Here is a 25,608-nt window from a genome sequence, read left to right as displayed (position 1 = left end):
GGCGGCCCGATGTGCTGGTCCCGCTCAGAGCAGACCAAGCAGGCCGAAAATCAACGAGAGCAGGCCAAGGTGCTTACCGTCGTGGTGGTGGTAGCCACCGTGGTGATGGTGCTTGCCATGCTTCTTGCCATGATGATCGTGACCCGACGAGGACGCCGCGGGGCTCTGGGGAGCAGCCGCAGCCGTGCCGGCGAGCGGCACGACGGTGGCTGCAGCGATCGCCGCGGCGGCGACGGAACGGCCTATCGACTTGCGCATTGCGTTCTCCAGTTAGGCAGGAAATGGGACATTCCGATAAGTACCGCGCTGGGCCGCACCCCCCGCAGACACGGCGACCGGCCACTCCAACGGCCCAGGGAATTGCTCCAGTCGCGGTAGTGAACGGGCCCGGCGGGCCCGCGAGTGTGCTGGTCAGAGCCGGATGACGACAAGGGCCGTGTCGTCGGTGGCGCCACCGGACGGCAGCAGCTCCGCCAGCAGCAGCTCGGCGAGCGCCTCGACGTCGGCGCCCCGATGCCGGGTCAACGCAGCGGCCAGCCGCCCCAGACCGACGTCGATGTCCTCCCCGCGGCGTTCGATCAGCCCGTCGGTGTACAGGACCAGCACGGTGTCGTCGGCGAAGGCCACCCGGGCCTCGGGACGGGCCACATGCTCGGGCCGCGCCCCAGCGGCGGATCGGTCCGCCTGGTCCAGCAGCTGCACCGCGCCGTCCGGGTGCCGCAGGGCCGGCGGCGGATGGCCCGCGCTGCTGTAGGCGAGGGTGCGGGTGGTCCAGACCCGCCTCGTAGTCGATCGCCGACTCGCTCACGTGCGGCCCGCATCCGACGGCGGGCGCCGCGCACGCTCACCGTTCACCTCGGGTGCGTTCCGCTCGGTCACCACGTGCGGCATGTTCCCGCCCGGACGGGCGGCGCGCATGCCGGGACCCGGGCCCGCCGCCCCGGTCGGCGCGCGAACGGCGAGGCCGGTCCGCAAGTGGTGTGAGCGGGGCGGGTTCGGCCGGCCGGGTGGGAGGTGCGCCCCGGGCAGGCCGCCCGCCCCTCGGAAGGCACGTCCTACCTGGTCTTGCGCGCCCGGCTCGGCTGGACCCGGGCCGGCTCGCCGGGCATCTTCGGGTGGTCGGGGGGATAGGGCAGGTCCCCCAGTCCCTCCTCCGCCGTGTGCCGGTCGGCGAGTTCCAGGACGGACTGCAGGCTGAAGGCGTGGTCGGCCATGTCGGCGTGCACATCGCCGAGTTCGGCGAAGCGCGGTGGGACGGTGCGCAGATCGAAGTCCTCGGGCGTGGCGTCGGCCAGCTCCTCCCAGCGCAGTGGGGTGGAGACCGTCGCCCGCGGCCTGGCCCGCAGCGAGTAGGCCGAGGCGATGGTCCGGTCGCGGGCCATCTGGTTGTAGTCGACGAAGACCTTCGCGCCGCGCTCCTCCTTCCACCAGGCCGAGGTCACCAGGTCCGGCAGCCGGCGCTCCAGGGCCCGGGCGACGGTGATGGCAGCCCGTCTGACCTCGGTGAACGTCCATTGCGGCAGGATCGGTACATAGACGTGCACCCCGCGGCCGCCGGAGGTCTTGGGCCAGCCGCGCAGTCCGTGTTCGGCCAGCAGCTCCCGCAGTTCGTAGGCGACCCGGACGGCGTCGGCGAAGTCGGTGCCGGGCTGCGGGTCGAGGTCGATGCGCAGCTCGTCGGGGTGCTCGGTGTCGGCGCGGCGTACCGGCCAGGGGTGGAAGGTCAGGCACCCGAGGTTGGCCGCCCAGATCACGGCGGCGGGTTCGGTGGGGCACATCTCGTCGGCAAACCGGCCGCTGGGGAAGGCGATGCGGGCGGTGGGCAGCCAGTCCGGCAGTCCCTTGGGGGCCCGCTTCTGGTAGAAGAACTCGCCCTCGACGCCGTCGGGGAAGCGCTGCATGGTGGTGGGCCGGTCGCGCAGGCCCCGCAGCACCCCGTCCGCGACGGCAAGGTAGTACTGCGCGACGTCCAACTTGGTGAAGCCGCGCTCGGGGTAGTACGTCTTGCCGGGATTCGACAGCCGCACCGTGCGCCCCGCGACGTCCAGCTCGACAGCTTCGCCTCCGGCCATGCCTCCACGCTAGGTTGCGCGCCGCGGCACCGCGCGCCGGAAGGGCGGCGGGCCGTGCCCTCGGCGCGCGGTGAGCGCCCCCAGCGCGCAGGATCGGGGGCATGGATCTGCCCGTCATGCCCCCGGTGTCGCCGATGCTCGCGAAGCTGGTGACCGACATCCCCGCCGGCATGCAGTACGAGGCCAAGTGGGACGGCTTCCGGGTCATCGTCTTCCGCGACGGGGCGGACGTCGAGATCGCCAGCCGGACCACCAAGCCGCTCACCCGCTACTTCCCCGAGGTGGTCGCGGCCGTACGGGCCGAACTGCCGCCGCGCTGTGTCATCGACGGCGAGATCGTCATCGCCCATGACGGCCGGCTGCACTTCGAGGAGCTGCTGGAGCGCATCCATCCGGCGGACTCCCGGGTCCGGACGCTCGCCGAGCGGACGCCCGCCTCCCTGGTCGCCTTCGACCTGCTGGCGCTCGGCACGGAGGCATTGATGGACCAGCCGCAGTCGGCGCGGCGGGAGGCGCTGGTCGAGGCGCTGCGGCCCTCCCGGGCGCCGGTGTACACCGCGCCCGCGACGACGGACCGGGAGCTGGCGGGCCGCTGGTTCACCCAGTTCGAGGGGGCGGGGCTGGACGGGGTGGTCGCCAAGCCGCTGGACCTGCCCTACCGGCCGGGCGACCGCGCCATGTTCAAGATCAAGCATGCCCGCACCGCGGACTGTGTGGTGGCGGGCTACCGGCTGCACAAGAGCGGACCGGTGGTCGGGTCGCTGCTGCTGGGCCTGCACGACAGCGCGGGCCGGCTCCAGCACGTCGGGGTGTGCGCCTCGTTCCCCATGGCCAGGCGGCGGCAGCTGGTCGAGGAACTGGCACCGCTGCGGATGGACGAGGTCGCCGGCCACCCTTGGGGCGCGTGGACGGACGAGGCGGCGCACGCGTCCCGGCGGATGCCGGGCGGGCCCAGCCGCTGGAGCGGCGGCAAGGACCTGTCGTGGGTGCCGCTGCGCCCGGAGCGGGTGTGCGAGGTCGGCTACGACCACATGGAGGGCAACAGGTTCCGGCACACCGCCCAGTTCCGCCACTGGCGCCCCGACCGTACGCCGGAGAGCTGCACCTACGCCCAGCTGGAGGAGCCGGTGGGCTACGACCTGCGGGAGCTGCTGCGGGACTGAGGGCGGCCGGGGGCCTGCCGGTCAGCGCTGGTCGGTGCCCGGGGGCCAGCGGCGCCGGCTCTCCCCCGGCGCGAGCCGGTCCACCACCTCGGCCAGTTCCGTGCAGGCCAGCTCGATCTTGCGCCGGATGGCGTTCTGCTCGGTGACGATGGCCGACAGCAGCAGCGCGGTGAGCGCCGCGGAGGCGTTGAGCGCCTGCAGGTTGACCATCGCCTCCAGCAGGCTCTGGCCCTCGAACGGTCCGATGCGCGCGGTCGCCGCCGTGATCGCCAGTACGGACACCAGCAGCACGCAGGGCGCCGCGCCCGCGAGCTGGAAGCGCAGCGCCGCCCACACGATCAGCGGAAAGACCAGGAAGAGCAGGGAGAGCGGGCTCCTGGTCGCCATGAACGACAGCACGACCGCCGCGGCCAGCAGTGCCGCGGCCTCGGCCCAGCGGTAGGCGGGGATGCCGTAGGGCCGGCGGATGGTGCGCAGGGCGAGGACGAGCGGGGTGACGACGAGGACGCCCATCGCATCGCCCACCCACCAGGCCGCCCAGGTCCGCCAGAAGCCCCCGGTCGGCAGCGAACCGGTCAGCACCTGGGTTCCGCTACCCACCGTCGCGCTGATCAGCATGCCGGCGAACGCGCCGAGGACGACCAGGGCCACCCCGTCGCGCAGACGGTCCAGTTCGACGCGGAAGCCCACCTTGCGGAGCATCAGGCAGGCGCACACCGGGGCCAGGGTGTTGCCCGCCATGACGCCGAGGACCGTGACATCGAGCGGGCTGAGCGTCGCGACGATCGCCAGCGTGCCGAGGGCGATGCCCGGCCAGGTCCACATGCCCAGCAGGAGCAGGCTGCTCAGCGCGATGCCCGTGGGCGGCCATAAGGGCGTGACCACGGCACCGCCGACCACCACCGACTCCCGAAGGCCGATCCATGCGGACGCGAAGTAGACGGCGGTGAGAACGAAGATGGTCAGGGCTGCCGGTGCGAGACGTCGGAGTTCTTCGGTGCGCACCACATCAGCCATCAGACAACGCGGACGGCCGGGCGTCGGCTGCGACACGCGCGCCCGGTCCGGGCTTCACCCGGGGCTGTGGGCCGCTGCCGTCGAAGCACAGCACGATCACCGCCGAGTCGTCGCTGTGCCCGGTCAGCTCGGCCACGCTCATCGCCGCGGCGGCCACCGTGGCCGGATCGCCGTCGGCGTTGGCGCACACCAGCCGGGTGACCTGCTGCAGTCCGGCCTCTATCGGGAAGGACGGCCCCTCGACGACCCCGTCGGTGAGCAGCACCAACGCGCCGGAGGTGTCGAGCCGGCGGCGGGTGACGGGGTACACCTCGCCCGGCACGATGCCCAGCGGCACTCCCCCGGGGTCGTTGGTGAGGCCCGAGCGGCCGTCGCTGGTGGCCCAGATGCCGGGGATATGGCCGGCCCGGGCGCTGGACAGCTCCCAGGCGACGGGGTCGAAGCGGACGAAGGTGCAGGTCGCGAAGAGCCCGCAGTCGACCGACAGCAGCAGGTCGTTGGCCCGGCTCAGCACCTCGCCGGGGTCGGCGGCGTGGACCGCGACGGCCCGCAGCCCGAGGCGGATCTGCCCCATGAAGGCGGCCGCCTCCACGTCGTGGCCCTGTACGTCGCCGATGCAGAAGGCCAGTGAGCCGTCGGGCAGCGGGAAGCCGTCGTACCAGTCGCCGCCGATGTCCAGCCCGTGCCGGGCGGGCGCGTAGCAGGCGGCGGTGCGCAGTCCGGGTACTTCCGGCAGTCGGGTGGGCAGCATCTCGCGCTGCAGCGCCTCGGCCAGCTCGACCCGGGCCCGTTGCTTCTCGGCGCCTTCCCGCGCCTGGGCGGTCAGCCGTCCGAGGGTGGTCAGCAGATCGTCGGCGCTCGCCGACCGCGGGGGACGACGCCGAAGCATGGATCGCTCCAAGGTGCATCGGTGCATGGGCCACTGCGGGGGTGCACGCTCCGTGCGGCGGTCCGCATGGGCCTCCTGACCTGGCCTGATGGGGCTCCGGTGAGCCCACCTGTCCGATTCATCTTATTTCCGCGGTGCGACTTCCGCTTGATGGCGGGCGGCCGGGCCCGGCGCCCCGGCACGCACCGTCTCGCGCGGCCGGACGACTACGGGGAGCGATCGCCGCCGATCGCGCCTGTCCCGCTGCCGCCGCTCCGGGACGGGTTTACGCGGTCGCCGTCCGATGGCGGACGCCGGAGCGTACGGCCCAGAAGAACACCGCCAGGGCGAGAGCGGCCACCGCGATCGAGTCGTAGGGGGCGGGCAGGCGGCCGGAGCCCTCGAAGGTGCCCAGCCAGGAGAGCACGATCAGGCCGATGAGATAGGCCACCAGCCAGGCGCCGGTGCGGAGTTCGACGCCGAGGGGGCGGCTCGGGCCCGCGCCGTCGCGCTCGATGGCCGCCGCGTCGCGCGCTCCGGGGCGGTGCATGGCCAGGAAGATCAGCAGGCCGGCGAGGACGAGGGGCAGGGCGAGGCGCAGGTCGTGCCAGCCCGACCAGTAGACGAACTCGCCGGCCACCACGAAGCTCAGCGGCGCGATCCAGCGCAGGCCCGGAACCCAGCCCGCCGTCCGCCCGCCCGGCTCGGCGCGGAACACCGCGACCGCGACCGCGGAGGCCGCGTAGATCAGCAGATACATGTCGCCCATGACGCTCACGATGTCCTGCCAGCCGCCGAACGGCAGCAGGAAGACCACGATGACCAGGAGGTTGATCACCAGTGCCCGGCGCGGGACGCCATAGCGCTGGTTGACCTTCATGAAGTACCGGGGGATGGTGCCGTTCTTGGCGAGCGCGTAGGTGTGCCGCGCGTCGATGGCCACGCCCACGTACGCCGAGCCGCCGGGCGAGATCACCGCGTCCGCGTAGAGCAGGCTGGACAGCCAGTGCAGGTTGAGGATCAGGGCGAGCTGGCCGAAGGGCGAGTCGAAGGAGACGCCCTGCCAGCCGTTGCCGAGGAGGTTCTCGGGGACGGTGAAGAGGTAGGCCAGTTGCAGGGCGAGGTACATGGCCACGGCCAGGGCGATGCCGGTGAGGACCGCGCCCGGGATGGTCCGGCGGGGGTTGCGGGTCTCGCCCGAGAAGTCCAGCGGGGCCTGGAAGCCGTTGACCGAGTAGACGATGCCGCCGCCGGCCAGCGCGGTCAGGCAGGCCACATAGCCGTACGGCGCGAAGCCGCCGTGGTCGGTCAGCCGGCCGGAGTGCCAGCCGGAGGCGATCAGTGCGAGCACGGTGACCACCGGGACGACGATCTTGAACACCGTGATCAGGTTGTTGAGTCGGGCGAACATCCGCACCGCGAACCAGTTCAGCGCGGTCAGCAGCACACTGAGTCCGGCGGCCAGCGCCAGGCCGGCGAGGGTGAGAGTGTGGCCGTTGTAGATGCCCGGGAGGTAGTGGGCGGCGTACTGCATGATCGCGCTGATCTCCGCCGCGGTACCGCCCACGGACAGCAGCGTCGACCAGCCGATGAGGGTGCCGACGAGCCGGCCGCTGGCGAACAGCGGCCAGCGGACCGTGCCACCGCCCTCCGGCCGGGACGCGCCGAGTTCGATCAGGACCAGCGCGATGAGTCCGCACAGCAGGCCGGCCGCGATCCAGGACAGCAGCGCGGCCGGTCCGGCCGTCTGCGCCGCGTACATGGCCGCGAACAGCCAGCCGGAGCCGACGATGTTGGAGAAGCCGATACCGGTCAGCCCCCAGAACCCCAGGTCCCGGCGCAACCGGCGCTCCTGCGCCCGCACTTCCGGCGCGCCCGCCGCGCCGTCCCCCTCGGATGCCTGACCCTCTGCCACGAAAACGGTTCCCCTCGATGCGCTCTGCCGCCTCGCTGGACCCTACGCGACGATCATCGGGCCGCGTCCTTCCGCTCCCCCGGGAGCACGCCGCGCGGTGTGGCCTCAGGCGCAGGTCCAGCAGCCCGACCAGCACGCGGTGGGGCGCACCGAGTGCCCCCGGGGGTACCGCCGGTCGGCCGGGCGCTCCTCGGCGGGGGCGTCCGCGGTGAGCGCGTGCAGGCCCGCGAGTTGGGCACACAGGACGACGGCGATCGCGGCGAGCTCCTCGGGCTCGGCATGTCCCCTCTCGATCCGCAGCGACAGTGCGGCGGGCTCGACGGCGGGCGGGCACTCCTCGGCCGGTGCCCCCGCGTCGGCCTGAGGGCCCCCGTCCCCCCGTACGGTCTCCTCACCCGGTGTGGACTCTTCGAACTGGGTGCCCTCGCCGGTGGTTCTGTTCTCGTCGGTGAATGCGTTCATAGCTGGGGGTCCCGGGGCTCATGGGCGGTGCGGGGCATGTGACAGGCCGCCCCGGCGCTCCTCCGTGCCGGGTTCGGGGCCGTGTTCGGGCAGGTCACAGGGGTGACGCTAGAAGCGCGGCGGGGCGCTGTCGCGCGGGAGGGCGGTCCGCCTGCGCCATTCGGGCGACCGGACGGCGCCGCAGGCGTGATATCCGCCGCCCGGGCCGTGTTGGTCCCGGTCCTCTTGGCGGGGTTGGCGAGCATGGCGGACAGGGACGTGCAGGCACGCGGGTGCCGGATGACGTAGTCAGGATGGCGGGACGATGAGACGTGATCAGGCCGGCGACGAGCGTGCCCCGATGCGGGACGACGGGCGCCGAGGATTCCTCAAGTGCGCGGCGGGGCTCGCCGGGGTGGCGGCCGCGGGGCTGAGCCAGGAGGCCACCGCGGCGGACCGGTCGGCGGGCCGGGTACGCGACGGCGGTCGGACACTGCCCGACAGGGTCCCCTTCCACGGGCGCCATCAGGCCGGGATCGTGACCCCCCAGCAGCTCTTCGCCGGCTTCGCGGGCTTCGATGTGCTGGCCGAGAACCGCGAGGGCCTGGAGAAGCTGTTCCGGACGCTCACCCACCGGTCCCGGGTGCTGGCGGCCGGGGTGAAGCCGAGGGACGAGCAGGTCGCCGCCGAGGAGCCGACCCCGGACTCGCTGACCATCACGCTGGGCGTGGGGGCCTCGCTGTTCGACGACCGCTTCGGGCTCTCCGGTCACAAGCCGCGACATCTCAAGGCGATGCCGGCCTTCCCCGACGACCGGCTGGAGCCGGCGCGCTGCCACGGCGATCTGTCGCTGCAGATCTGCGGCCAGCACCCGGACGCCATCGTCCATGTGCTGCGCGATGTGGCCCGGGAGACGGAAGGGTTGCTGCGGCCGCGCTGGCGGTCGGACGCCTTCCTCAATCCGTCCCGGCCCTCGGGGTCGCCGCGTACCTTCGTCGGATTCAAGGACGGCATCGTCAATCCGGACACCGAGTCGGCCAGGGAGACGGACCGGCTGCTGTGGGTGACCCCGCCGTGCGGTGAGCCGGACTGGGCGCTGGGCGGCAGCTATCAGGTGCTGCGGCTGATCCGCTTCCACGTCGAGAAGTGGGACAAGGTGCCGGTGGACCGCCAGGAGAAGATCTTCGGACGGCGCAAGGCGAGCGGCGCTCCCCTGGGCGGCAAGGAGGAGAGGGACCTGCCGGACTACCGCAGGGACCCGCACGGCGAGATCATCCCGCTCGACGCGCACATCCGGCTGGCCAACCCGCGGACCGCCGAGACCGACGACTCCCGCTTCCTGCGGCGGAGTTACAACTACAACAACGGGTTCGACTCCCACGGCCGGATGGACCTCGGCCTGGTCTTCTGCGGCTACCAGCAGGACCCGGAGCGGCAGTTCGCGACCGTGCAGCAGCGCCTCGAACACGAGCCGCTGGCCGAGTTCATCACGCCCATCGGCGGCGGCTACTTCTTCGCCCTGCCGGGAGTCCAGGACCCCGACGACTGGTTCGGCTCCCGGCTGCTGAAGAAGATCTGAGCACGGCGGGTCCGGCGACCACGGGGACGCGGCAGCGCCGCGGGGCGACGCCCTCGGGACGGACAGGGCGATTCCGGCTCGTCGGACCGGTGCAGCAGCCCGTCCCGCCGTGTGGCCAAGGGCTGCTCCGGCACCGGCGGTCCGTGCTGCCGTCGCAGGAGACAGGCGCGGTCTCATGCCGAGAACCCGCTTTGTGAGGATGACCGGTCGTTTTGAAGGACAGGACGCCACACGCTCGCGACTCTCGGTAGTCTGCGCCTCGTCTTGACGGTGGACGATCGCACACGGGGGTAGGTGTGGCGCGCCAGGCGCTTTCTTCACCAGACGAGTCGGCCTCACGGGCGCGCCGACTGAGCATCACGAGGAGTGCGGCCTGGCTTGCCTCCTGCCTGACCAGTTGGGCGCTCCTCTACCCGTTCCTCGGGCCGGCGGCTGCCCTCTTGGGGCTCTACGTGCCGCTTGCCGTGCACTTCCCAGGTCCTTCACCGATAGCCGTCTGGAAGGCCGGAAGCGCCGGGAAGGTTGCGGCTTCGTGGGCTTGGCGGCGTCTGCTGCGGCCGGAGGCTCTCGCGGTGCCGTTCGCCGTGGCCGTCCCCTTCGCGTGGCTGGTCACCGTCGCACCGTCCGGGAGCTTCCACTTCTGGGGGTCCGTGACGCTTCTGCCCCTCGCCGTCGTGCTCACAGCCTGGTGGGCCGGTCTGGAAGTGACCGTCGACGGTCTCCGCCTTGGGCAGGAACACGCCGGAAGGGCAGGCCGACGGACTGCACGCACCTCCGGATGGTTTCTCGCCACCCACGCCGTCGTCGCCGCAGTGATGGCGGGTGGCGGCGCCTGGCTCCTTCGGACCGTGGGCCGCCAGCTCGCGTTCGGCACGGCCGAGGTTGCAGCAGGCATGGAGCGAGCCGCAGACGCGGTACGCCGGCTCGACGCGGAGTTCTCCGCCGGTGTGTTCGGCCCGACATACGAACGTCAGCCGTACTGGGCGGGACTCGTTGCCGGCGCAGCGCTCCTCGCGGCTCTCGCCTCGGCCCTTCTCCGGGAACTCGCATCACGGAGCGGCATGGAGCCGGACCCGTTCCTCGATGCAGCCTCCGAGCCACGGTCCGACGCCCCGTTGCCGGAAGCCACCGGCAAGGTCTTCCTCAGCTATTCACGCAAAGACGGCGCGGTCGCCCGTGGGATCCGAGAGCGCCTGGAAGGGCAGCTGCGCGACGTCTGGGTGGACTGGGAGGCGATCGAGCCCTCCGAGAAGTGGCGGCAGGCCATCGATGAGGGAATCCGCACCTCCGATGCCCTCATCCTCCTGGTGAGTGGGGATTCGCTGCGATCTCCCTACTGCCGGGACGAATGCATGACGGCAATCGATTTACGCAAGCGGATTCTGCCGGTCATCATCGACCCGGACCTGGCCACTGACTTCACGGCCGCAATGAACGAGCACGGCTGGGAGCCGCTCAGCGCGTATCAGAGTTTCCCCATGATCGGGGGAAGTGGCGAGGATTCCGATCAGGGGATTCAGCGCATCGTTTCCTTCGTCACGCAGCACTATCGCTGGGATGCCTTCCATACACGCCTGGGCAATCTGGCTCACGAGTGGTGGGAAATGGGATGCAAGGACGGTCTGTTGCTCCGCGCCGAGGAACTGGCTCTTGCCGAAGAGTGGCAAGAGCATCCTCGGGGCAAGGAACACCACATCGGCCTGACCGAGCGAGAGACCCGATATGTCAGTGAAAGCCGTCGTGCGGCCGGGAGGCGTGCCAGGCGTCTGCGGGCCGGCCTTTCCGTCGTCACTGCGGTCGTGGTCGGCTTGAGTTCGCTGGCTGTTTCTGCACAGGGCGATGCCGAGGCACAGCGACGTACGGCACTCTCCCGGAAGCTTGCCGCTGCCTCGCTGGGTTTGTCCAGGACCGAGCCGGAGAAAGCCGTTCAGTTGGCTTTGGCTGCCTACGGGCAGGCACCCACGACCGAGGCTCGGAGCGCGCTCGCCGCGCACCTGGAAAGCTTCAACAAGGTCCGCACCATCATTCCCCCCAAAAAGGGTGCGGTGTCCCGACTGCTCTTCAGCCCTGATGGCGGGCTGCTCTTCATCGAGCGGGATTACGGCACCGTCCAGATCTGGGATATGGATACGGCACGCAGTAAGGGAACTCTGCAAGGAGCTCTGCTGAGTTGGCGTGACGGCGGGGCTCGTTCCCTTACCGCCGACGGTCAGACGCTGGCGTTGCGGACCGGACGGCACGGCGAGCAGATCGATCTGGTGGACACCGGCACCTTGCGAACCAAGGAAAGCTTCTCGGTTCCGCAGACTGGGAGCACAGGTGCAATCGGCCACAACGGTGGCGGCCTGAGCCGGAATGGCGAATTCCTCATAGCCGGGGGATCATTCGGCGCTGGCGCATCGATAGCCGTGTGGGACGTTCCTCACCATCGCACGCTGAAGATCCTTGCGTGCGACGTGGCCGAAATGGCGCCCTCGGGGAAGACGGTTACCTGCGGAAGGGATCGGAAAGTGGAGGTGCTCGGGTTGCCGGACCTGCGAACTCGGCAGACGATCTCCACATCGAGTGGGAGTTTCGAGGGCTACACCGCGGATGACCGTGTGGTGGTGAACTACGGCGAGACGGCGGACCTGGTAGGTGAGGCCAGGGTCTATGAGCCAGGATCTTCCCACCCTTGGATTCCGCCAGGGAATATGTCACTGAACTACGGCCTCCTGACGGAAGATGGCCGGCACGCGGTAGTCCATTCGACAGACATGAGGCGTTGGGAACTGTGGGACCTGAAGTCACACAAGCGGCTGCGGACCACGACCGGCCAAAAGGAAGCCGCCCATGCCATCCGAGCGGAAGCCCCTGTCGAGCCCCAGTACAGCGACACGAACGGTGACCGCGAAGCGGCGACTGGCGAGGGAAAACGGGTTGCCACCCTGACCAAGGACGGATCAGTGGTCGTCTGGGAACGCACGACGACTGGACGACTCGCCGAGCACCACGGCCTGCCTGAGGTCAAGGCCCCGTTCAACGGGTTCGCCGTGAGTCCCGGCACGAACACCTTCGCCACGGCGGACTCTCAGAAGCCCGTGGTGCAACTGCGGGACAGTCGCACAGGAAGCCTTACCGCCACGATCCGCCTTGCCGAGACGGGCACGACCCTGGCGTTCAACAAGAACGGATCGCTGCTTGCTGTGGCCGAGCGTGCGGGCACACTCCAGCGCTCCCCGGTCGAGGTCTTCCAGGTGCCCAGTGGCCGTCGCGTAGCCCAGATGCACTACACGCCCAGTCTGAGGAGTGGTATCCCGACGCTGGCTTTCTCTTCCCGCGGCAGCGAGCTCTACGGCACACTGCAGGGGGAATCAAGGGTGGTGAAGTGGGATCTGTCAACCGGCGGTGAGACCCGCAGTTACGGTCCGGATCCCGTGAGCAACGGATACGCGGACCAAGCCGCACTCAGTGCGGACGGAGCGACGCTGGCCCTCACCGACCGCCAACAGACCGTCAGTTTGTGGGACACAGCCTCTGGAAAGCAGCTCTCCTTCAAAGTCCGCAACGCCAGAAGTGGCGCTCTCAGTCCCGACGGACATGTCCTCGCGACAGTCGGCTATGACCATAATGGCGACTTCGGTGGTGGCTCCGTGACGTTGTGGGACGTCACCACCCAAAAGCGGATCGGGACAAGCCTGGTACCCGAACAGGGCGCCTCACGTGTGCTGTTCAGTCCCGACGGTCGCACCCTGACGGTGGTCGGAGACGGCAGTGTGTCCGAAGTGGCACTGACACTGTGGGACGTGGCGAGTCACCGTCAGATCGGTTCTGACTTGCTCGTGACGCACCGCGACGCGGCTGTCGGATTCAGCCCCGATGGCACCCGGATCGACGTCGCAGACGGAAACGGCATCACGAGGATCCGCATCGATCCCTCGGCGTGGACAACGGCTCTGTGCGGAATGCTGACAGGCCCACTCGGCAACTCCGACTGGCAGGACGCCGCACCGCGGGAGCACTACAGGTCACCGTGCTGACAGCGGCCGCTCCTAAGGATGTCCGGACGGGGCCGCCACCTGGTGTGACAGCCCCGCTCGGCGGATCGTGGGGCCGCGTGGGCGACCTCGTCGTGGCGGCGGTGACTCAACCGCAGTTGCCGGTCGTCGGCCGGTCCGCGAAACGGTCCGCGAGCCAGTCGGCGGCCGGCCGGGAGCCCGCGATCGCGCCGAGGACGTGCTCACCGAGCGGGATCGAGTGCCACTGGACGGTGGCCCCCTTGGCGCACCAGTCGGCCCGCAGCTGCTTGCCGACCCCGTAGGGGATCAGTTCGTCGACGGTCCCGTGGTAGAGGTACACCGGGGCGTCCGGCTCGCGGGTGCCCAGGTTCGACGCGCGCAGCCGCCGCTGCCAGTCCGGTTCGTCCAGCGGGTTCCTGACGGTGACGTCGGAGACCTTCTTGAACAGGCCCGCGACGGTGTCGACGGCCACGCAGTTCTTCTTCATGAAGTCGACATAGTGCCGGCCCTTGTCGTTGAGGTACTTCTCCAGGTGTAGTTCGGGGAAGGCGGCGTTCTGCCCGGTGGCGGCCATCAGGATGAGGCCGGCGCCGATGTTGCCGTTGTTGGCGTCGGCGACCTTGCCCAGATCGGCCGGTACGCCGCCGGTCGCGGTGCCCTTGACGTCGAGTTCGGGCGCGTAGGACCGGTGCAGTTCGGCGGCCCAGCTGCTGGCCTGGCCGCCCTGGGAGTAGCCCATGATGCCGACCGGGGAGTCCTTGGTGACGCCGGCCGCACGGGCTCCGGGCAGCCGCTGCGCGGCCCGGGCGGCGTCCAGGACGGCCTGTCCCTCGGCGCGTCCGACGGTGTAGGTGTGGTCGCCGGGGGTGCCGAGCCCTTCGTAGTCGGTGACCGCGACCGCCCAGCCGCGGGCGGTGAGCTGCTGGATGAGATTGGCCTCCATCGTGGTGCCCTTGGGGAAGCCGGCCGAGGGTGCACAGGAGTCGGCGAGGCCGACGGTGCCGACGGCGTAGGTGATGAGCGGCCGGGGGCCGGTCCTGCCGTCGTCGGGGACGATGACGGTGCCGGAGACGGTGTTGGGGGCGCCCTCGGCGGTGGTGGAACGGTAGGTCAGGTGCCAGGCGCGGGTGCCGGTGGGCTGGCCGGGCAGCGGATGGAAGGACGTCGGGGCGGCGGTCACGATGTCGCCGGGGCTGCCGTGCGGGGGCGCGGCCGGCCGCGGCGCCGCGGCGCTCGCGCCGGTGAGGCCGAGCGAGAGTGCCAGGGCGGCGGTGGCGAGTGCGGTGGGGCGACGGTGCATACGGCTCTCCCAACTGACGCGGATGCTGGGGTGGTTGCAGCGACCGTAGTGACTCGCCGGTAAGGATGGCGCTGACCGGGACGCTCAGCTTTGTTGACCCGATGTCTCATGACGTGCGAGCCGGTCACCTGAGGTGGCGCGGTCGATCGGCTCGGCGGCGGCACCGCTCAGCCGGTAGGCGCCGGGTGTGGTGCCCGTCCACCGCCGGAAGGCGCGGTGGAAGGCGGTGTCCTCCGAGAAGCCGATCCGCGCGGCGAGTTCGGCGATCGGCTCATGCCCCGCGACCAGTGAGGTGATCGCCGCGTCCCGCCGTACCGCGTCCTTCAGCCGCTGGTACGAGGTCCCCTCGGCCTGGAGCCGGCGCCGCAGCGTCGCCGGGCTCACCGCCAACCGGGCCGCGACCTCGCCGACCTCCGGCAGCCGTGCCGGGGCCGCCGTCCGCAGCGCCTGGACCAGGGTGCCGCGCACCTGCTCGGCGACGGTGGTCCCGTACTCGCGCCGGCTCAGCAGATCGGCCGGCGCCCGGCGCAGCATGGCCGCCAGCGCGCCCTCGTCCCGTACGACGGGCGCGGCGAGCCAGTGTGCGTCCCAGCCGGCCGCGGTGCGCTCAGCTCCGAAGTGCACCGGGCAGCCGAACAGCACGTCGTACTCGTGGGCGTGGGCCGGTGCCGGATAGGCGAAGTGCGCCCAGCGCAGCGGGATGCGGCGGCCGATCAGCCAGCTGGAGAGCCGGTGCCAGATGATCAGGATGCACTCGGAGAGGAAGTTGCCCTGGTCGTAGGGGCGCAGATCGGTGCGTACGGAGAAGACGGCCGGGGCGCTGTCCCCGACCGGGGCGGGAAGCGTCTCGACCGCCATCTCGGGCCCGCCGGGAAAGAGCCGGTAGAAGCGCGCCGCCCGGTCCAGCGCCGAGCCCAGGTCGGGGCAGCCCAGGCAGGCGTGGCACATCATGGCGAAGGTGCCGCGGCGGCTGGGCTCGGGTCCCAGGCCCAGGAACTCGTCGTCCGTCGCGCGGTGCAGGGCCTTGACCAGCCGGGTGAACTGCTCCGGTGTGACACGGGCGCGGTCGTCGCCGAGCAGCAGCGGCGGGATCCGGGCGGTCTGCAGCAGCGGCACGGTGTCGAGGCCGAGGCGCTGTGCGCCGCTCAGCGCGGCTCGCACATGGTGCATGGCGATCGTCAGCCGGCTCATGGCTCGACACGGTAGCGGCCATGAGCGAAGAGGTCAGCGGGCGTGACGCCGCCCGTCTTCCCGGCGGCCGGTGGTGGTCTCCGGCGTCGTGACCGCCCCCGTAGCGGACGCCGCGCGCCGGGCGGCTCAGCAGATCCGCGGCAGCTGCTCCCCCAGCGGCAGATCGACCACGCGGGTTCCGCCCAGGAGGGTGCGGGCCACGACCATGCCGGGGTGGGTGGCGACGGTCTCGCCGATGATGGTGGCGCCGGCGCCCAGGGGGTGGGTGCGCATGGCGGCCAGGACGGCGTCGGCGTGCTCGCGGGGGACGAAGGCGACCAGCTTGCCTTCGTTGGCGACGTACATGGGGTCCAGGCCGAGGATGGCGCAGGCGTTGGCGACGGTCGCAGGGACGGGGATGGCGCGTTCCTCGATGACGATGCCGGTGCAGGAGACGGTGGCGATCTCGCACAGGGCCGCGGCCAGCCCGCCGCGTGTGGGATCGCGCAGGACGTGCAGGTCGGGGGTGACGGCGAGCATGGTCTCGACGAGACCGCCGAGGGCCGCGCAGTCGCTCTCGATCTCGACGCCGAATTCCAGGCCCTCGCGGACGCTCATGATCGCCACGCCGTGGACGCCGATGTCACCGCTGACGATCACGACGTCGCCGGGGACGACGCGCTGCGGGCGCAGGTCGACACCGGACGGGATCAGCCCGATGCCGGCGGTGTTGATGTAGACACCGTCGCCGTGGCCCGCCTCGACGACCTTGGTGTCGCCGGTGGCCACCTCGACGCCCGCGGCCCGCGCGGCCGCTCCCATGGCGTCGGCGACCCCGGCGACCACCGGCATCTCCACGCCCTCCTCCAGGATGAACCCGCAGGAGAGGTAGGCGGCCCGCGCACCGCTCATGGCGAGGTCGTTGACGGTGCCGTTGACGGCGAGGTCGCCGATGCTGCCCCCGGGGAAGAACAGCGGCCGTACGACGAAGGAGTCGGTGGAGAAGGCGAGGCGGGTGCCTGCGAGGGACACCGCCGCGGAGTCGCCGAGCTGGGCGAGGACCTCGCCGCCGAAGGCGGGTACGAAGATCTGCTGCACGAGTTCGGCGGAGAGCGCACCGCCCCCGCCGTGCCCCATCACGACGCGCGGCTGGTCGCGCAGCGGGGTGGGGCAGGTCCAGCCGGAGATGTCGACGGTGGGCAGTTGGCGGTCGGCCGGTGCGGGGCCGCCGTTCGGCGCGGTGCGGGGGGTGTCAGACAACGGGGGTCGCCTCCAGCGGGGTGGGCGGGGTGCCGAGTCGGCGGTAGAGGAAGTAGGCGGCGCAGGCCCCCTCGCTGGAGACCATGGTGGCGCCGAGCGGGGTGCGCGGGGTGCAGGTGGTGCCGAACGCCTCGCATTCGTGCGGCTTGATGAGCCCCTGGAGGACCTCGCCGCTGCGGCAGGCGGCGGGTTCGCGGGTGGTGATGCCGGACACCGAGAAGCGGTGCTCGGCGTCGTAGTGGCGATAGCGCTCCGACAGCCGCCAGCCGCTGGCGGGGATGGTGCCGATGCCGCGCCAGGCGCGGTCGGTGACCTCGAAGACATCGGCGAGCATGGCCTGGGCGGCCGGGTTGCCCTCGGTGCGCACGGCGCGCGGATAGGCGTTGTCCACGGTGTGTTCGCCGCGTTCGAGCTGGCGGACGGTGCGGCGGATGCCCTCCAGGATGTCCAGCGGCTCGAAGCCGGTGACGACGATCGGGACCTGGAAGCGTTCGGCCAGGTCGGGGTACTCCCCCATGCCCATCACGCTGCACACATGGCCGGCGGCGAGGAACGCCTGGACCCGGCAGCTGGGCGAGGTCATGATCGCCTCGATGGCGGGCGGTACCCGGACGTGCGAGACCAGCAGGCTGAAGTTGGGGATGCCCAGCCGGTCCGCCTGATGGACCGTCATGGCGTTGGGCGGGGCGGTGGTCTCGAAGCCGATGCCGAAGAACACCACCTCGCGGTGCGGGTTCTGCTGGGCGATCTTCAGCGCGTCGAGCGGGGAGTAGACGACCCGTACGTCGCCGCCGTGGCTGCGCACCTGGAACAGGTCGCGATCGCTCCCGGGGACGCGGAGCATGTCCCCGAAGGAGCAGAAGATCACGTCGGGGCGGGCGGCGATGTCCAGGGCCTTGTCGATCATCTCCAGCGGCGTCACACAGACCGGACAGCCCGGACCGTGGATCAACTCGACCTCGTCGGGGAGGAGTTGGTCGATGCCGTGCCGGATGATGGAGTGGGTCTGGCCTCCGCAGACCTCCATCAGGGCCCAGGGCCGGGTCACCGTGGCGTGGATGTCGTCCAGCAGCCGGCGGGCCAGCTCGGGGTCCTGGAATTCGTCGATGTACTTCACTGCCGCGCCTCCCGCGCCGTCCGGCCCACGGCCGCTGCCGTGGCGCCGCCTGCCTCCGGCATCCCCTGGGCGGCCGCGGCCTCCCAGGGATCGCCGAACTCCTCCTGGAGCAGGCCGAGTTCCTCGAAGAGCGCGAGGGTCTGCCGGGCGGACTCCTCGTCCAGGCGCTGTAGTGCGAAGCCCACGTGCACGATCGCGTACTCGCCGACCTTCAGGTCGGGGACGTACTCCAGGCACACCTCCTTGACGACCCCGCCGAAGTCGACGGTGGCCATGCGGGTGCCGTCCCGCTCCTCGATGTCCAATACCTTGCCGGGTACCGCCAGGCACATGGGCCTCTCCTCGTCATGGGTACGTTGCGTCTGCCGCGCGCCGCTCGGCTCAGGGCACGCCCACCCCGCCGTACAGGGGCGTGGTGCGCGCCGCCACGACGATCTGGCCGAGCGCCAGGCCCCCGTCGTTGGGCGGGACCGAGCGGTGGCGCAGGACGGTGAAGCCGTCCTGGCGCAGCCGGCCGGCGGTGGCCTCGGCCAGCAGGGTGTTGGCGAAGACGCCCCCGGTCAGGGCGACGGTCCCCAGTCCGGCCCGCTCCCGCGCCAGCCCGCACAGGTGCCGCACCAGCTCGGCGACCGCCGTGTGGAAGCGGGCGGCGATCAGCGCCCGGGCGGTGCCCGCGCGGACGTCCCGGACGACCGCGGTGAGCAGCGGCGCCGGGTCGGCGAGGGTGTCGGCAGCCAGGCCCTCGGGGCCCTCCGGTGCGGTGTGCAGGGCGAAGCCGTAGCCGGCGCCGTCGTCCTCGCCGGCGGTCAGGGCCGCGGCTTCGAGTGCGACGGCGGCCTGCGCCTCGTAACCGGCGCGGTGGCAGATCCCGGCGAGCGAGGAGACCGCGTCGAAGAGCCGGCCCATGCTGGAGGTGGGCACGCAGTTGAGGTTGCGTTCGAGCTGCCGGGCCAGCAGCCGCCGCTCGTCGGACGGGCAGGCCGTCACCGGGGGCAGGTCCTCGGCCCAGTCGATGCCGGCGGCGCGCAGATGCGCCAGCGCCATCCGGTAGGGGCGCCGTACGGTGGTGTCGCCGCCGGGCAGCGGCACATAGGCGAGCTGTCCGAAACGGCGGTAGCCGTCGTAGTCGGCGAGCAGGATCTCCCCGCCCCACACGGCCTGGTCGTCGCCGTAGCCGGTGCCGTCGAAGGCGACGCCGATGACCGGCCGACCGCCGTCGAGCCCGTGTTCGGCCATCGCCGCGGCGATATGCGCGTGGTGGTGCTGGACCCGTACGAGCGGCCGGCCTTCGGTGTGGCGCTGGGCCCACTGGCCGGACCGGTAGCCGGGGTGCCGGTCGGCGGCGAGCAGTTGGGGGCGCACTCCGGTGACCGTCTCCAGGTGCGCCTCGGCCGCTTCGAACGCGAGCTGGGTGGCGAAGTCGTCCATGTCGCCGATGTGCGCGGACAGCCAGGCGCGGTGCCCCTCGGCCAGGCACAGCACGTTCTTGAGGTCGCCGCCGGCCGCGAGCGCGGGCCGTACGGGCACCGGGAGCGCGACGGGGAACGGCGCATAGCCGCGGGAGCGGCGCACGAACAGCGGCTCGCCGTCGCTGATCCGGACCACCGAGTCGTCGCACGGGATCCGGATCGGCCGGTCGTGGGTGAGCCAGGCGTCCGCCAGGTGCGCCAGCCGGCGCAGGGCCTCGGCGTCGTCGGTGACGATGGGTTCGCCGGCGAGGTTGCCGCTGGTCATCACCAGCAGTCGGGGTCCGGGCCGGTCGCCGGGCAGGCCGAGCAGGAGGTGGTGCAGCGGGGTGTAGGGAAGCATGACGCCCAGGTCGGGGCTGGTGGGGGCGACGGCTTCGGAGAGCACCGGCGCACCGGGCACCGGCGCGGGGTCCGGGGTGCGGCGCAGCAGGACGATGGGCCGCTGGGGTCCGGTGAGCAGTGCGCGTTCCTCGTCCCGTACGCGCACCAGGTGGGCGATGTCGTCGATATGACGGGTCATCAGGGCGAACGGTTTGTCGCCGCGGGCCTTGCGGCGGCGCAGCAGGGTGACGGCGGTGTCGTTGGCGGCGTCGCAGACGAGGTGGTAGCCGCCGAGGCCCTTGACGGCCACGATCGCGCCGTTCGCGAGCAGCCGCCGGGTGCCGGCGACCGGGTCGGCGCCGTCCTCCGTGCGGGGCGACCGGGTGCGGTCGTCGGGGTCGGCGGTCAGCAGGCGCAGCCGGGGGCCGCAGTCGTGGCAGGCGATGGGCTGGGCGTGGAAGCGCCGGTCGCCCGGGTCCGCGTACTCCCGTGCGCAGTTGGCGCACATCGGGAAGCGGTCCATGGTCGTCAGCGCGCGGTCGTAAGGGAGCCCGGTGACGATGGTGAAGCGCGGCCCGCAGTGCGTGCAGGTCAGGAAGGGGTGCCGGTGGCGGCGGTCGGCCGGGTCGGTCAGCTCGGCCAGGCAGGCGTCGCAGGTGGCGGCGTCGGGGGCGACCAGGGTGCGGGAGGCGCCGTGGCCGCGGGAGGGCAGGATGCGGAATCCGGGCTCGCCGAGCGCGGCGACGTCCTCGCCGTCGACGGCCTCGACGACGGCCAGCGGGGGTGCCTCGCCGCCGATCCGCTCGGCGAAGCGGGCGAGGGCCGCGGGGTGGCCCTCGACCTCGGCGACCACGCCCTCACCGGTGTTGGCGACATGCCCGGTCAGGCCCAGTTCGGTGGCGAGGGCATGGACGAACGGCCGGAAGCCGACGCCCTGGACGACGCCGCGCACGGTGATCCGGCGGCGCGCGGCAGCCGCCGAGGGGGCCGCCGCCGGGGCCCGGTCGACCTGCCCGGTGGTCATGAGCGGCTCGACGCCACGGTGCCGGGGCCGGTCCGGTGGGGGTGACCGCCCGTCACCCGCGGGGCATGGCTGTGGTGGTCCCCGTCCTGGCACACCTCGGCGCGCGGCTGCCCCTCGTCGGCATCGTGCACGTGGTGGGACTTGCGGGTCATGACGGGGAGGTGCACCGGCGCTCCGTCGCGCGCCGCCAGCGCCCGTTCCAGCAGTACGCCGTCCCCTTCTCCGCCGCGCACCGAGGTGAGCACGACCTCGACGCCGGGGTTGATCCGCTCGACGTTGGCGCGGAACTCCGCCTCGTCGAAGGAGACCGCCTCGGCGATGTCGGTCTTGGTGACGACGACCAGGTGGGCCAGGCCGAAGGCGGTGGGGTACTTCAGCGGCTTGTCCTCGCCCTCGGTCACCGACGCCAGGACGACCCGCAGCGTCTCCCCCAGGTCGTAGGAGGCCGGGCAGACCAGGTTGCCGACGTTCTCGATGAACAGCAGCCGGGTGTCGGCGGGGAGCCAGCCGTGCAGATGCCCGCCGAGCATCTCGGCCTCCAGGTGGCACAGCCCGTCGGTGAGCACCTGCTTGACGGGCGCTCCGGAGCGGGAGAGCCGTACCGCGTCGTTCTCGGTGGCGAGGTCGGCGGTGAGGGCCGCGACGGGGATGCCGCGGCTGCGGGCGAGGGTGAGTTCGCGCTCCAGGAGGGCGGTCTTGCCGCTGCCGGGGCTGGAGAGCAGGTTGACGACCGCGGTGCCCCTGGCCGCGAGGTCCTCGCGCAGGGTGTGGGCGCAGGCGTCGTTCTTGGCGAGGACGGCCTGTTGCAGATCGACGACACGGCACATGGTTCAGCGCTCCTGAGGAATCGGTGCGGGGACCGGGGCGTTGTTCCAGCACACGGTGACGATCTGCAGTTCACGGCCGGACAGCAGCCCGTCCGTCGCCCCGCCGCAGTCCGGGCAGCTCAGCCGCGGCGGCATGCCCACCTGCCAGGTCGTCGCGCAGGGGCCGCAGCGGGCGCGGGCCGGCACCGGTTCCATGACGAGTTCCGCGCCCTCCAGCGCCGTGCCGGCGCAGGCGAGTTCGAAGGAGAAGGCCAGCGCGTCGGGGACCACTCCGGCCAGTTCGCCGACCTGCAAGCGGACGCTGCGGACCGCGGTGGCCCCGGCGGGCCGGGCCGCGCCCTCGACCTGGTCCACGACGGCCAGCGCGATGGACATCTCGTGCATCGGTCCCTCTCTGGTGCGGGGACGGCCGGGTGCCGCCGGGCTGTGTCCGGCGGCGCTGGGCTTCATTAGACGGCGCCACCGCGGGGCGGCCCGGGTGCCTCGCCGGGGCGGCGCGGTGGCGTACGCCGTTCGGTGCAGCGCGGCGGGCGGCCGGCCGCGGGCCCGTCACATGGCCCGGATGCGCAGATAGCGCTTGATGTCGGGGAGCAGGGACTTCATGGCGAGGGCGAGTGCGGTGGCGGCCGCGCCGCCCAGGGCGAGCTTCAGCATGGTGTGGTGTTCCTCTCACTGGTGCCCGGTCCGTTGGCGACCGGTGCCGGCTCTTCGGCGGGGTGTTCCGGCTCGTTCGCGGCGCCCGCTGCCGGCTCGTCCGCGGCGTCGGCTGCCGGCTCGTCCGCGGCGTCGGCTGCCGGTGCGTCCGCGCCGACCAGACGCAGGATCAGCCGTACGGCCTCCTCGACCGCGGCCTCGACCGGTGCGCTGAGCCCGATGCCTTCGGCGACATCGGCGGGTTCGCAGCCGACGACCAGGACGCGCTGCGGGCGCCGTTGGCCGGTGCCCGCGCTGAGCGTGTCGAGCAGCGCGAGCACGGCGTCGGGCGTCATGTGGTGGCCGTCGAGAGCGGTGGACCCGGCGGCGGGGGCGGAGCTGGTGGTGGCGTCGAGGAGGTAGACGGTGCCGGGTGCGCCGCTGCGCGCGGCGGCGTCCACGAGCAGGACGGTGTGGTAGCCCTCCAGCATCTGGTAGGCGAGGTGCACGCCCCGTACACCGGCGTCGACGACCTCCACGCCCTCCGGGAGCGGGTGTTCGGCGAGCCGGCGGACGGCCTCGACACCGAAGCCGTCGTCGCCGAGGAAGATGTTGCCGACGCCGGCGATCAGGGTCTTCCCGGGCGGTCCGGCGGCGGGGGCGGCGGAGCTCACGCGTCCTCCAGAGGGGCGATCTCATCGGGTTGGAAGTACAGGAAGCGGCCCTGCTCCCGCTGGATGTCGGCGCCCGGGTCGTCCTCGACGGTCACCGCGAGGTGCACCCCGCCGTCCACGTCGTGCAGCACCGCCTCGACCCGGGCGCTGCGGCCCTGGAGGAAGAGGTCCTGGGCGTCGGTGCGGCGCAGGCCCGGCTTCAGCAGCACCCGGCTGCCGGCGCCGACCGACCGCCCGTCGACGGTGATCCGGTCGTGCTCGGGGTCGACGCCGCGGTCGCCGGCCGGGTCCCACCAGGGGGTGTCCGGGCGGGTGCCCGGCACGTCGGGGGCGGCCGGATCGGCGGGGGCGGTCGGGCCGGCGTCGGTGACCTCGCGCAGCGCCCGGACGGCGCCGTGCAGCCGCTCAAGGACCTCGGGCGGCATGGTGTCGGCGAGCGCGATGACGTCGGCGGCGCGCGGGTCGGTGCCGCGGGCCTCGCGCTTCTCCTGGTCGGTGAGGGCGGCGGTGCGCAGCGCGAGGATCTCGTCGATCTCCAGGGCGTCGTAGAGCGCGCCGGGGCTTTCGGGGGCGATGGCCGGATGGTCCTCCAGGATGATCGGGGAGGACAGCACCACGTCGGCGCGGCCCGACGCACCGGCCAGCACGGGCCAGGAGTGCTCGTTGCGGCAGGACGCGGCGGCGGCCCGGGCCCATTCGGGCGGGTCGGTCATGGACAGGAACGAGCCCGCGCTCAGGCCGAGCAGGAGATGGGCGCCGACCAGGGAGTACGGCAGTGCGGCGGTGCGGTCGGCGGCGGGGTCCGGCTTCCAGGCGCTGGTGTTCTCCACGATCGCGGTCAGCCGCAGCGCCGCGTACGGGCCGTCGAGGGCGGCGGCGGTCAGCCGTACCAGGCCCTCGATCCCGGCTCGGTGGCGCAGCAGCCGGCCGACCTGCCGCCCCTGGGCGTCGTGGACCGGCTCGGTCTCCTCGTGCGCGGGACGGGCGAACGGGATCGTCAGGCCCTCGTCGGTCAGCTTGGCGACGTCCACGTCCAGGGTGATGCGCTCCTCGGTGCCCTCGTCCCAGCAGGACACCACCCGGTCGGGCAGTTCGAGCTGCTCCACGGTCTCGAACTCCCCGTCGGCGACGAGGCGTTGGACGGTGCGCCGCTGGGCGTGCAGAAACCGCAGTTCGGCCGCGAGCCGGGCGCCCGCTCTGGGCTCCATGAGGCATTCGGTGCGCTGGAAGGAGTGCTCCGCGTGCTCGGCGCCCCAGCCCGGCGGCACCAGGACGCCGAACTGCCACCGGAGACGGTTCTTGGCGGCGGAGGCGCGGTACGGGTAGAGCACATAGCCCTCGAACAGCACCGCGTCGGCCACCTGGCGGGCGGTGGCGAAGCGGTCCGCCGCCTCGTCGGGCAGGACGCCGGCCGTCACGGTGCGGTCCTCTCGGTGGCGGGGCGGACGGCCCCGGGGAAGAGCCGGGCGCGCGGTGCGGGCGGCTCGGGGCCGTCGGCGCCGGCCAGCAGCGCCTCGACGGTCGCCTGCCAGGAGGGCAGGGCGCGCCGGGAGCGGTAGGCGAGCAGCGCGTCGAGGGTTTCGCGCGGCAGCCGGAGCCAACCGCAACCGGGGAAGTGCGCCTCGGTCATCTCCTGCCAGACCGTCACCGGCATGCGTACGGACGCCTCCTTGTGCCAGGGCACGGGCTGGACCTGGAAGCCGCCGGCGCCGGCGAAGACCGTGCCGGAGAAGAGCAGCAGCATCGGGACCTCGCCGTCGCGCAGCGCGTGGAAGTAGCGGCCGGCCGCGACGTCCAGGTCGTAGCTGCACGGGACGGGCAGATCCACCTCGCACTCGCCGGTGAAGCCGGGGACGACCAGCGAGACCTGGGCGAACTGCAGGGGGTGCAGGCTGGTGCTCCAGCGGGAGCGGTCGCCGAAGAGGTCGGCGAGCGCCTCGGCCTCGTCGGGCGTGTAGCCGCGCCGGGCCGGCTCGATCCGGATCTGGCAGCGCAGCGCGAGGGCGTGCACCCGCACCGCCGGGTCGGGGGCGGTCACACGCAGCCGGAAGAGCAGGGTGGGGGCGGCGGCGTAGGGGTCGGCGCGGACGCCGGTGCAGACGAACGACAGCTCGGTCACGGCCGGTCGTCCTCCTTCGGGGGGCGGGCCCGGCGGGCGACCTTGGTGAAGAAGTCGGCGAGCGCGGCGCGCGCCTCGGCGCCGCCGTCGAAGCCGTGCCACAACAGCCGCATCCGGCCCACGAGTTCGTAGCAGATGTCGACGGGCACCAGATAGCACTCGATCCGCCCCTCGATGCGGCGCAGCAGCAGCGCCTCCACATCGGGCCGGAGGAGGTCGGCCAGTCGGCTGGCGGCCAGCACGGTCTGCCAGGTGGACGGGTCGAGTTCGCTCTCGGTGGCACCGGCCGGGCTGGGGTAGAGGGCGACCAGCCGGTCCAGGTCGGAGTGGCGCAGGAAGAAGGCGACGCCGACCGGGATCTGCAGCAGGTCCCAGGCCGCGTCGTCGAGGGTGTGGCCGGGGTCGACGAGGTAGCGGTCGGGGACACTGCGGAACTGCCCGGCGTCGGGCGCCTCGAACAGCAGCGCGCACGGGGTGCAGGCGCAGGCCAGCGCACGGCGGCTGATGTCGACCAGATGGCGGTGGTTGTGCTCGGCGAGCACCATGGCGCACAGTTCGCAGCGTTCGGGGGCGGGCGGTGCCGGTGCGCGGAAGCGGCGCAGACCGCGGTGGGCGGTCAGCGGCCCCAGCCGCATGGCCGC

The 25,608-nt window shown here is 72.3% G+C and carries 22 protein-coding genes and 1 pseudogene; 3 read left to right on the top strand and 20 right to left on the bottom strand.

Translation table 11 applies throughout. The features are described from left to right. Positions 1-24: 24 nt before the first annotated feature. The 3 genes and pseudogenes from ACZ4NB_RS22545 to ligD form a co-directional block, all read right to left on the bottom strand. On the bottom strand, positions 25-258 hold the full coding sequence (locus ACZ4NB_RS22545; RefSeq protein WP_467664096.1) for a hypothetical protein: 234 nt from the start codon (positions 256-258) through the stop codon (positions 25-27). A gap of 153 nt (positions 259-411) precedes the next feature. Next, positions 412-765 (bottom strand): annotated as a pseudogene (locus tag ACZ4NB_RS22540) (SpoIIE family protein phosphatase); the annotation flags it as partial. Positions 766-1,055: 290 nt separating this feature from the next. Then, complete coding sequence (gene ligD / locus ACZ4NB_RS22535) at positions 1,056-2,072, bottom strand: non-homologous end-joining DNA ligase (RefSeq protein ID WP_467664095.1); 1,017 nt, start codon at positions 2,070-2,072, stop codon at positions 1,056-1,058. A gap of 101 nt (positions 2,073-2,173) precedes the next feature. Between ligD and ACZ4NB_RS22530 the strand changes: the two genes are divergently transcribed. Continuing rightward, positions 2,174-3,235, top strand: coding sequence for an ATP-dependent DNA ligase (locus ACZ4NB_RS22530; RefSeq protein ID WP_467664093.1), 1,062 nt, complete (start codon positions 2,174-2,176; stop codon positions 3,233-3,235). 21 nt (positions 3,236-3,256) lie between these two features. On the opposite strand, the gene ACZ4NB_RS22525 is transcribed toward ACZ4NB_RS22530, so the two are convergent. From ACZ4NB_RS22525 to ACZ4NB_RS22510, 4 genes are all read right to left on the bottom strand, one after another. Beyond that, complete coding sequence (locus ACZ4NB_RS22525; RefSeq protein ID WP_467664377.1) at positions 3,257-4,243, bottom strand: MASE1 domain-containing protein; 987 nt, start codon at positions 4,241-4,243, stop codon at positions 3,257-3,259. Position 4,244: 1 nt separating this feature from the next. Beyond that, positions 4,245-5,141, bottom strand: coding sequence for a PP2C family protein-serine/threonine phosphatase (locus ACZ4NB_RS22520; RefSeq protein ID WP_467664091.1), 897 nt, complete (start codon positions 5,139-5,141; stop codon positions 4,245-4,247). Between the two features lie 265 nt (positions 5,142-5,406). After that, complete coding sequence (locus ACZ4NB_RS22515) at positions 5,407-6,963, bottom strand: APC family permease (protein WP_467664375.1); 1,557 nt, start codon at positions 6,961-6,963, stop codon at positions 5,407-5,409. A 177-nt stretch (positions 6,964-7,140) separates the two neighbouring features. Further along, complete coding sequence (locus ACZ4NB_RS22510; protein ID WP_467664089.1) at positions 7,141-7,497, bottom strand: acyl-CoA carboxylase subunit epsilon; 357 nt, start codon at positions 7,495-7,497, stop codon at positions 7,141-7,143. Positions 7,498-7,801: 304 nt separating this feature from the next. On the opposite strand from ACZ4NB_RS22510, the gene efeB reads away from it, so the two are divergent. Both efeB and ACZ4NB_RS22500 read left to right on the top strand, forming a co-directional pair. Then, positions 7,802-9,055 (top strand): iron uptake transporter deferrochelatase/peroxidase subunit, encoded by a 1,254-nt coding sequence (gene efeB / locus ACZ4NB_RS22505; protein WP_467664087.1) that lies wholly within the window; start codon positions 7,802-7,804, stop codon positions 9,053-9,055. 572 nt (positions 9,056-9,627) lie between these two features. Then, positions 9,628-13,074 (top strand): toll/interleukin-1 receptor domain-containing protein, encoded by a 3,447-nt coding sequence (locus ACZ4NB_RS22500; protein ID WP_467664085.1) that lies wholly within the window; start codon positions 9,628-9,630, stop codon positions 13,072-13,074. Positions 13,075-13,180: 106 nt separating this feature from the next. On the opposite strand, the gene ACZ4NB_RS22495 is transcribed toward ACZ4NB_RS22500, so the two are convergent. The 13 genes from ACZ4NB_RS22495 to ACZ4NB_RS22435 all read right to left on the bottom strand — a co-directional run bounded on the left by ACZ4NB_RS22495 (position 13,181) and on the right by ACZ4NB_RS22435 (position 25,602). Continuing rightward, positions 13,181-14,353, bottom strand: a complete 1,173-nt coding sequence (locus tag ACZ4NB_RS22495; RefSeq protein ID WP_467664084.1) for a lipase family protein — start codon at positions 14,351-14,353, stop codon at positions 13,181-13,183. Between the two features lie 84 nt (positions 14,354-14,437). Beyond that, positions 14,438-15,544, bottom strand: a complete 1,107-nt coding sequence (locus ACZ4NB_RS22490; protein ID WP_467664082.1) for an AraC family transcriptional regulator — start codon at positions 15,542-15,544, stop codon at positions 14,438-14,440. A 126-nt stretch (positions 15,545-15,670) separates the two neighbouring features. Continuing rightward, positions 15,671-16,783 (bottom strand): hydrogenase expression/formation protein HypE, encoded by a 1,113-nt coding sequence (gene hypE, locus ACZ4NB_RS22485; RefSeq protein WP_467664080.1) that lies wholly within the window; start codon positions 16,781-16,783, stop codon positions 15,671-15,673. Next, the gene (hypD, locus tag ACZ4NB_RS22480) at positions 16,776-17,900 is read right to left on the bottom strand and encodes a hydrogenase formation protein HypD (protein WP_467664078.1); all 1,125 of its coding nucleotides are present in this window, start codon (positions 17,898-17,900) and stop codon (positions 16,776-16,778) included. The genes hypE and hypD overlap by 8 nt, the downstream gene beginning before the upstream one ends. Further along, positions 17,897-18,232 carry a HypC/HybG/HupF family hydrogenase formation chaperone gene (locus ACZ4NB_RS22475; RefSeq protein ID WP_467664076.1) on the bottom strand — a complete coding sequence of 112 codons (336 nt, stop codon included), beginning with the start codon at positions 18,230-18,232 and terminating at the stop codon, positions 17,897-17,899. Before ACZ4NB_RS22475 ends, hypD begins: the two co-directional genes overlap by 4 nt. 49 nt (positions 18,233-18,281) lie before the next feature. Further along, on the bottom strand, positions 18,282-20,714 hold the full coding sequence (gene hypF / locus ACZ4NB_RS22470) for a carbamoyltransferase HypF (RefSeq protein ID WP_467664075.1): 2,433 nt from the start codon (positions 20,712-20,714) through the stop codon (positions 18,282-18,284). Next, positions 20,711-21,541: a hydrogenase nickel incorporation protein HypB gene (gene hypB, locus ACZ4NB_RS22465; protein ID WP_467664073.1), complete on the bottom strand. Its 831-nt coding sequence runs from the start codon at positions 21,539-21,541 to the stop codon at positions 20,711-20,713. The genes hypF and hypB overlap by 4 nt, the downstream gene beginning before the upstream one ends. A 3-nt stretch (positions 21,542-21,544) precedes the next feature. Then, entirely contained in the window at positions 21,545-21,925 is a 381-nt protein-coding gene (locus ACZ4NB_RS22460) for a hydrogenase maturation nickel metallochaperone HypA/HybF (protein WP_467664072.1), read from the bottom strand. A gap of 165 nt (positions 21,926-22,090) precedes the next feature. Next, positions 22,091-22,195: a DUF6893 family small protein gene (locus ACZ4NB_RS22455; RefSeq protein WP_467664070.1), complete on the bottom strand. Its 105-nt coding sequence runs from the start codon at positions 22,193-22,195 to the stop codon at positions 22,091-22,093. Then, positions 22,189-22,848 carry a hydrogenase maturation protease gene (locus ACZ4NB_RS22450; RefSeq protein WP_467664069.1) on the bottom strand — a complete coding sequence of 220 codons (660 nt, stop codon included), beginning with the start codon at positions 22,846-22,848 and terminating at the stop codon, positions 22,189-22,191. Before ACZ4NB_RS22450 ends, ACZ4NB_RS22455 begins: the two co-directional genes overlap by 7 nt. Then, a complete protein-coding gene (locus tag ACZ4NB_RS22445; protein ID WP_467664067.1) occupies positions 22,845-24,266 on the bottom strand; it encodes a hypothetical protein in 1,422 nt (473 codons plus the stop codon). Before ACZ4NB_RS22445 ends, ACZ4NB_RS22450 begins: the two co-directional genes overlap by 4 nt. Further along, entirely contained in the window at positions 24,263-24,967 is a 705-nt protein-coding gene (locus ACZ4NB_RS22440) for a DUF6084 family protein (RefSeq protein WP_467664066.1), read from the bottom strand. Before ACZ4NB_RS22440 ends, ACZ4NB_RS22445 begins: the two co-directional genes overlap by 4 nt. Then, entirely contained in the window at positions 24,964-25,602 is a 639-nt protein-coding gene (locus ACZ4NB_RS22435) for a DUF5947 family protein (RefSeq protein WP_467664373.1), read from the bottom strand. Before ACZ4NB_RS22435 ends, ACZ4NB_RS22440 begins: the two co-directional genes overlap by 4 nt. Between the last annotated feature and the right edge of the window lie 6 nt (positions 25,603-25,608).

It is taken from the genome of Streptomyces sp. NPDC026575 (assembly GCF_055567415.1).
The sequence above is the reverse complement of the archived record's forward strand: the minus strand, read 5'-3'. Positions and strand labels throughout refer to the sequence as shown.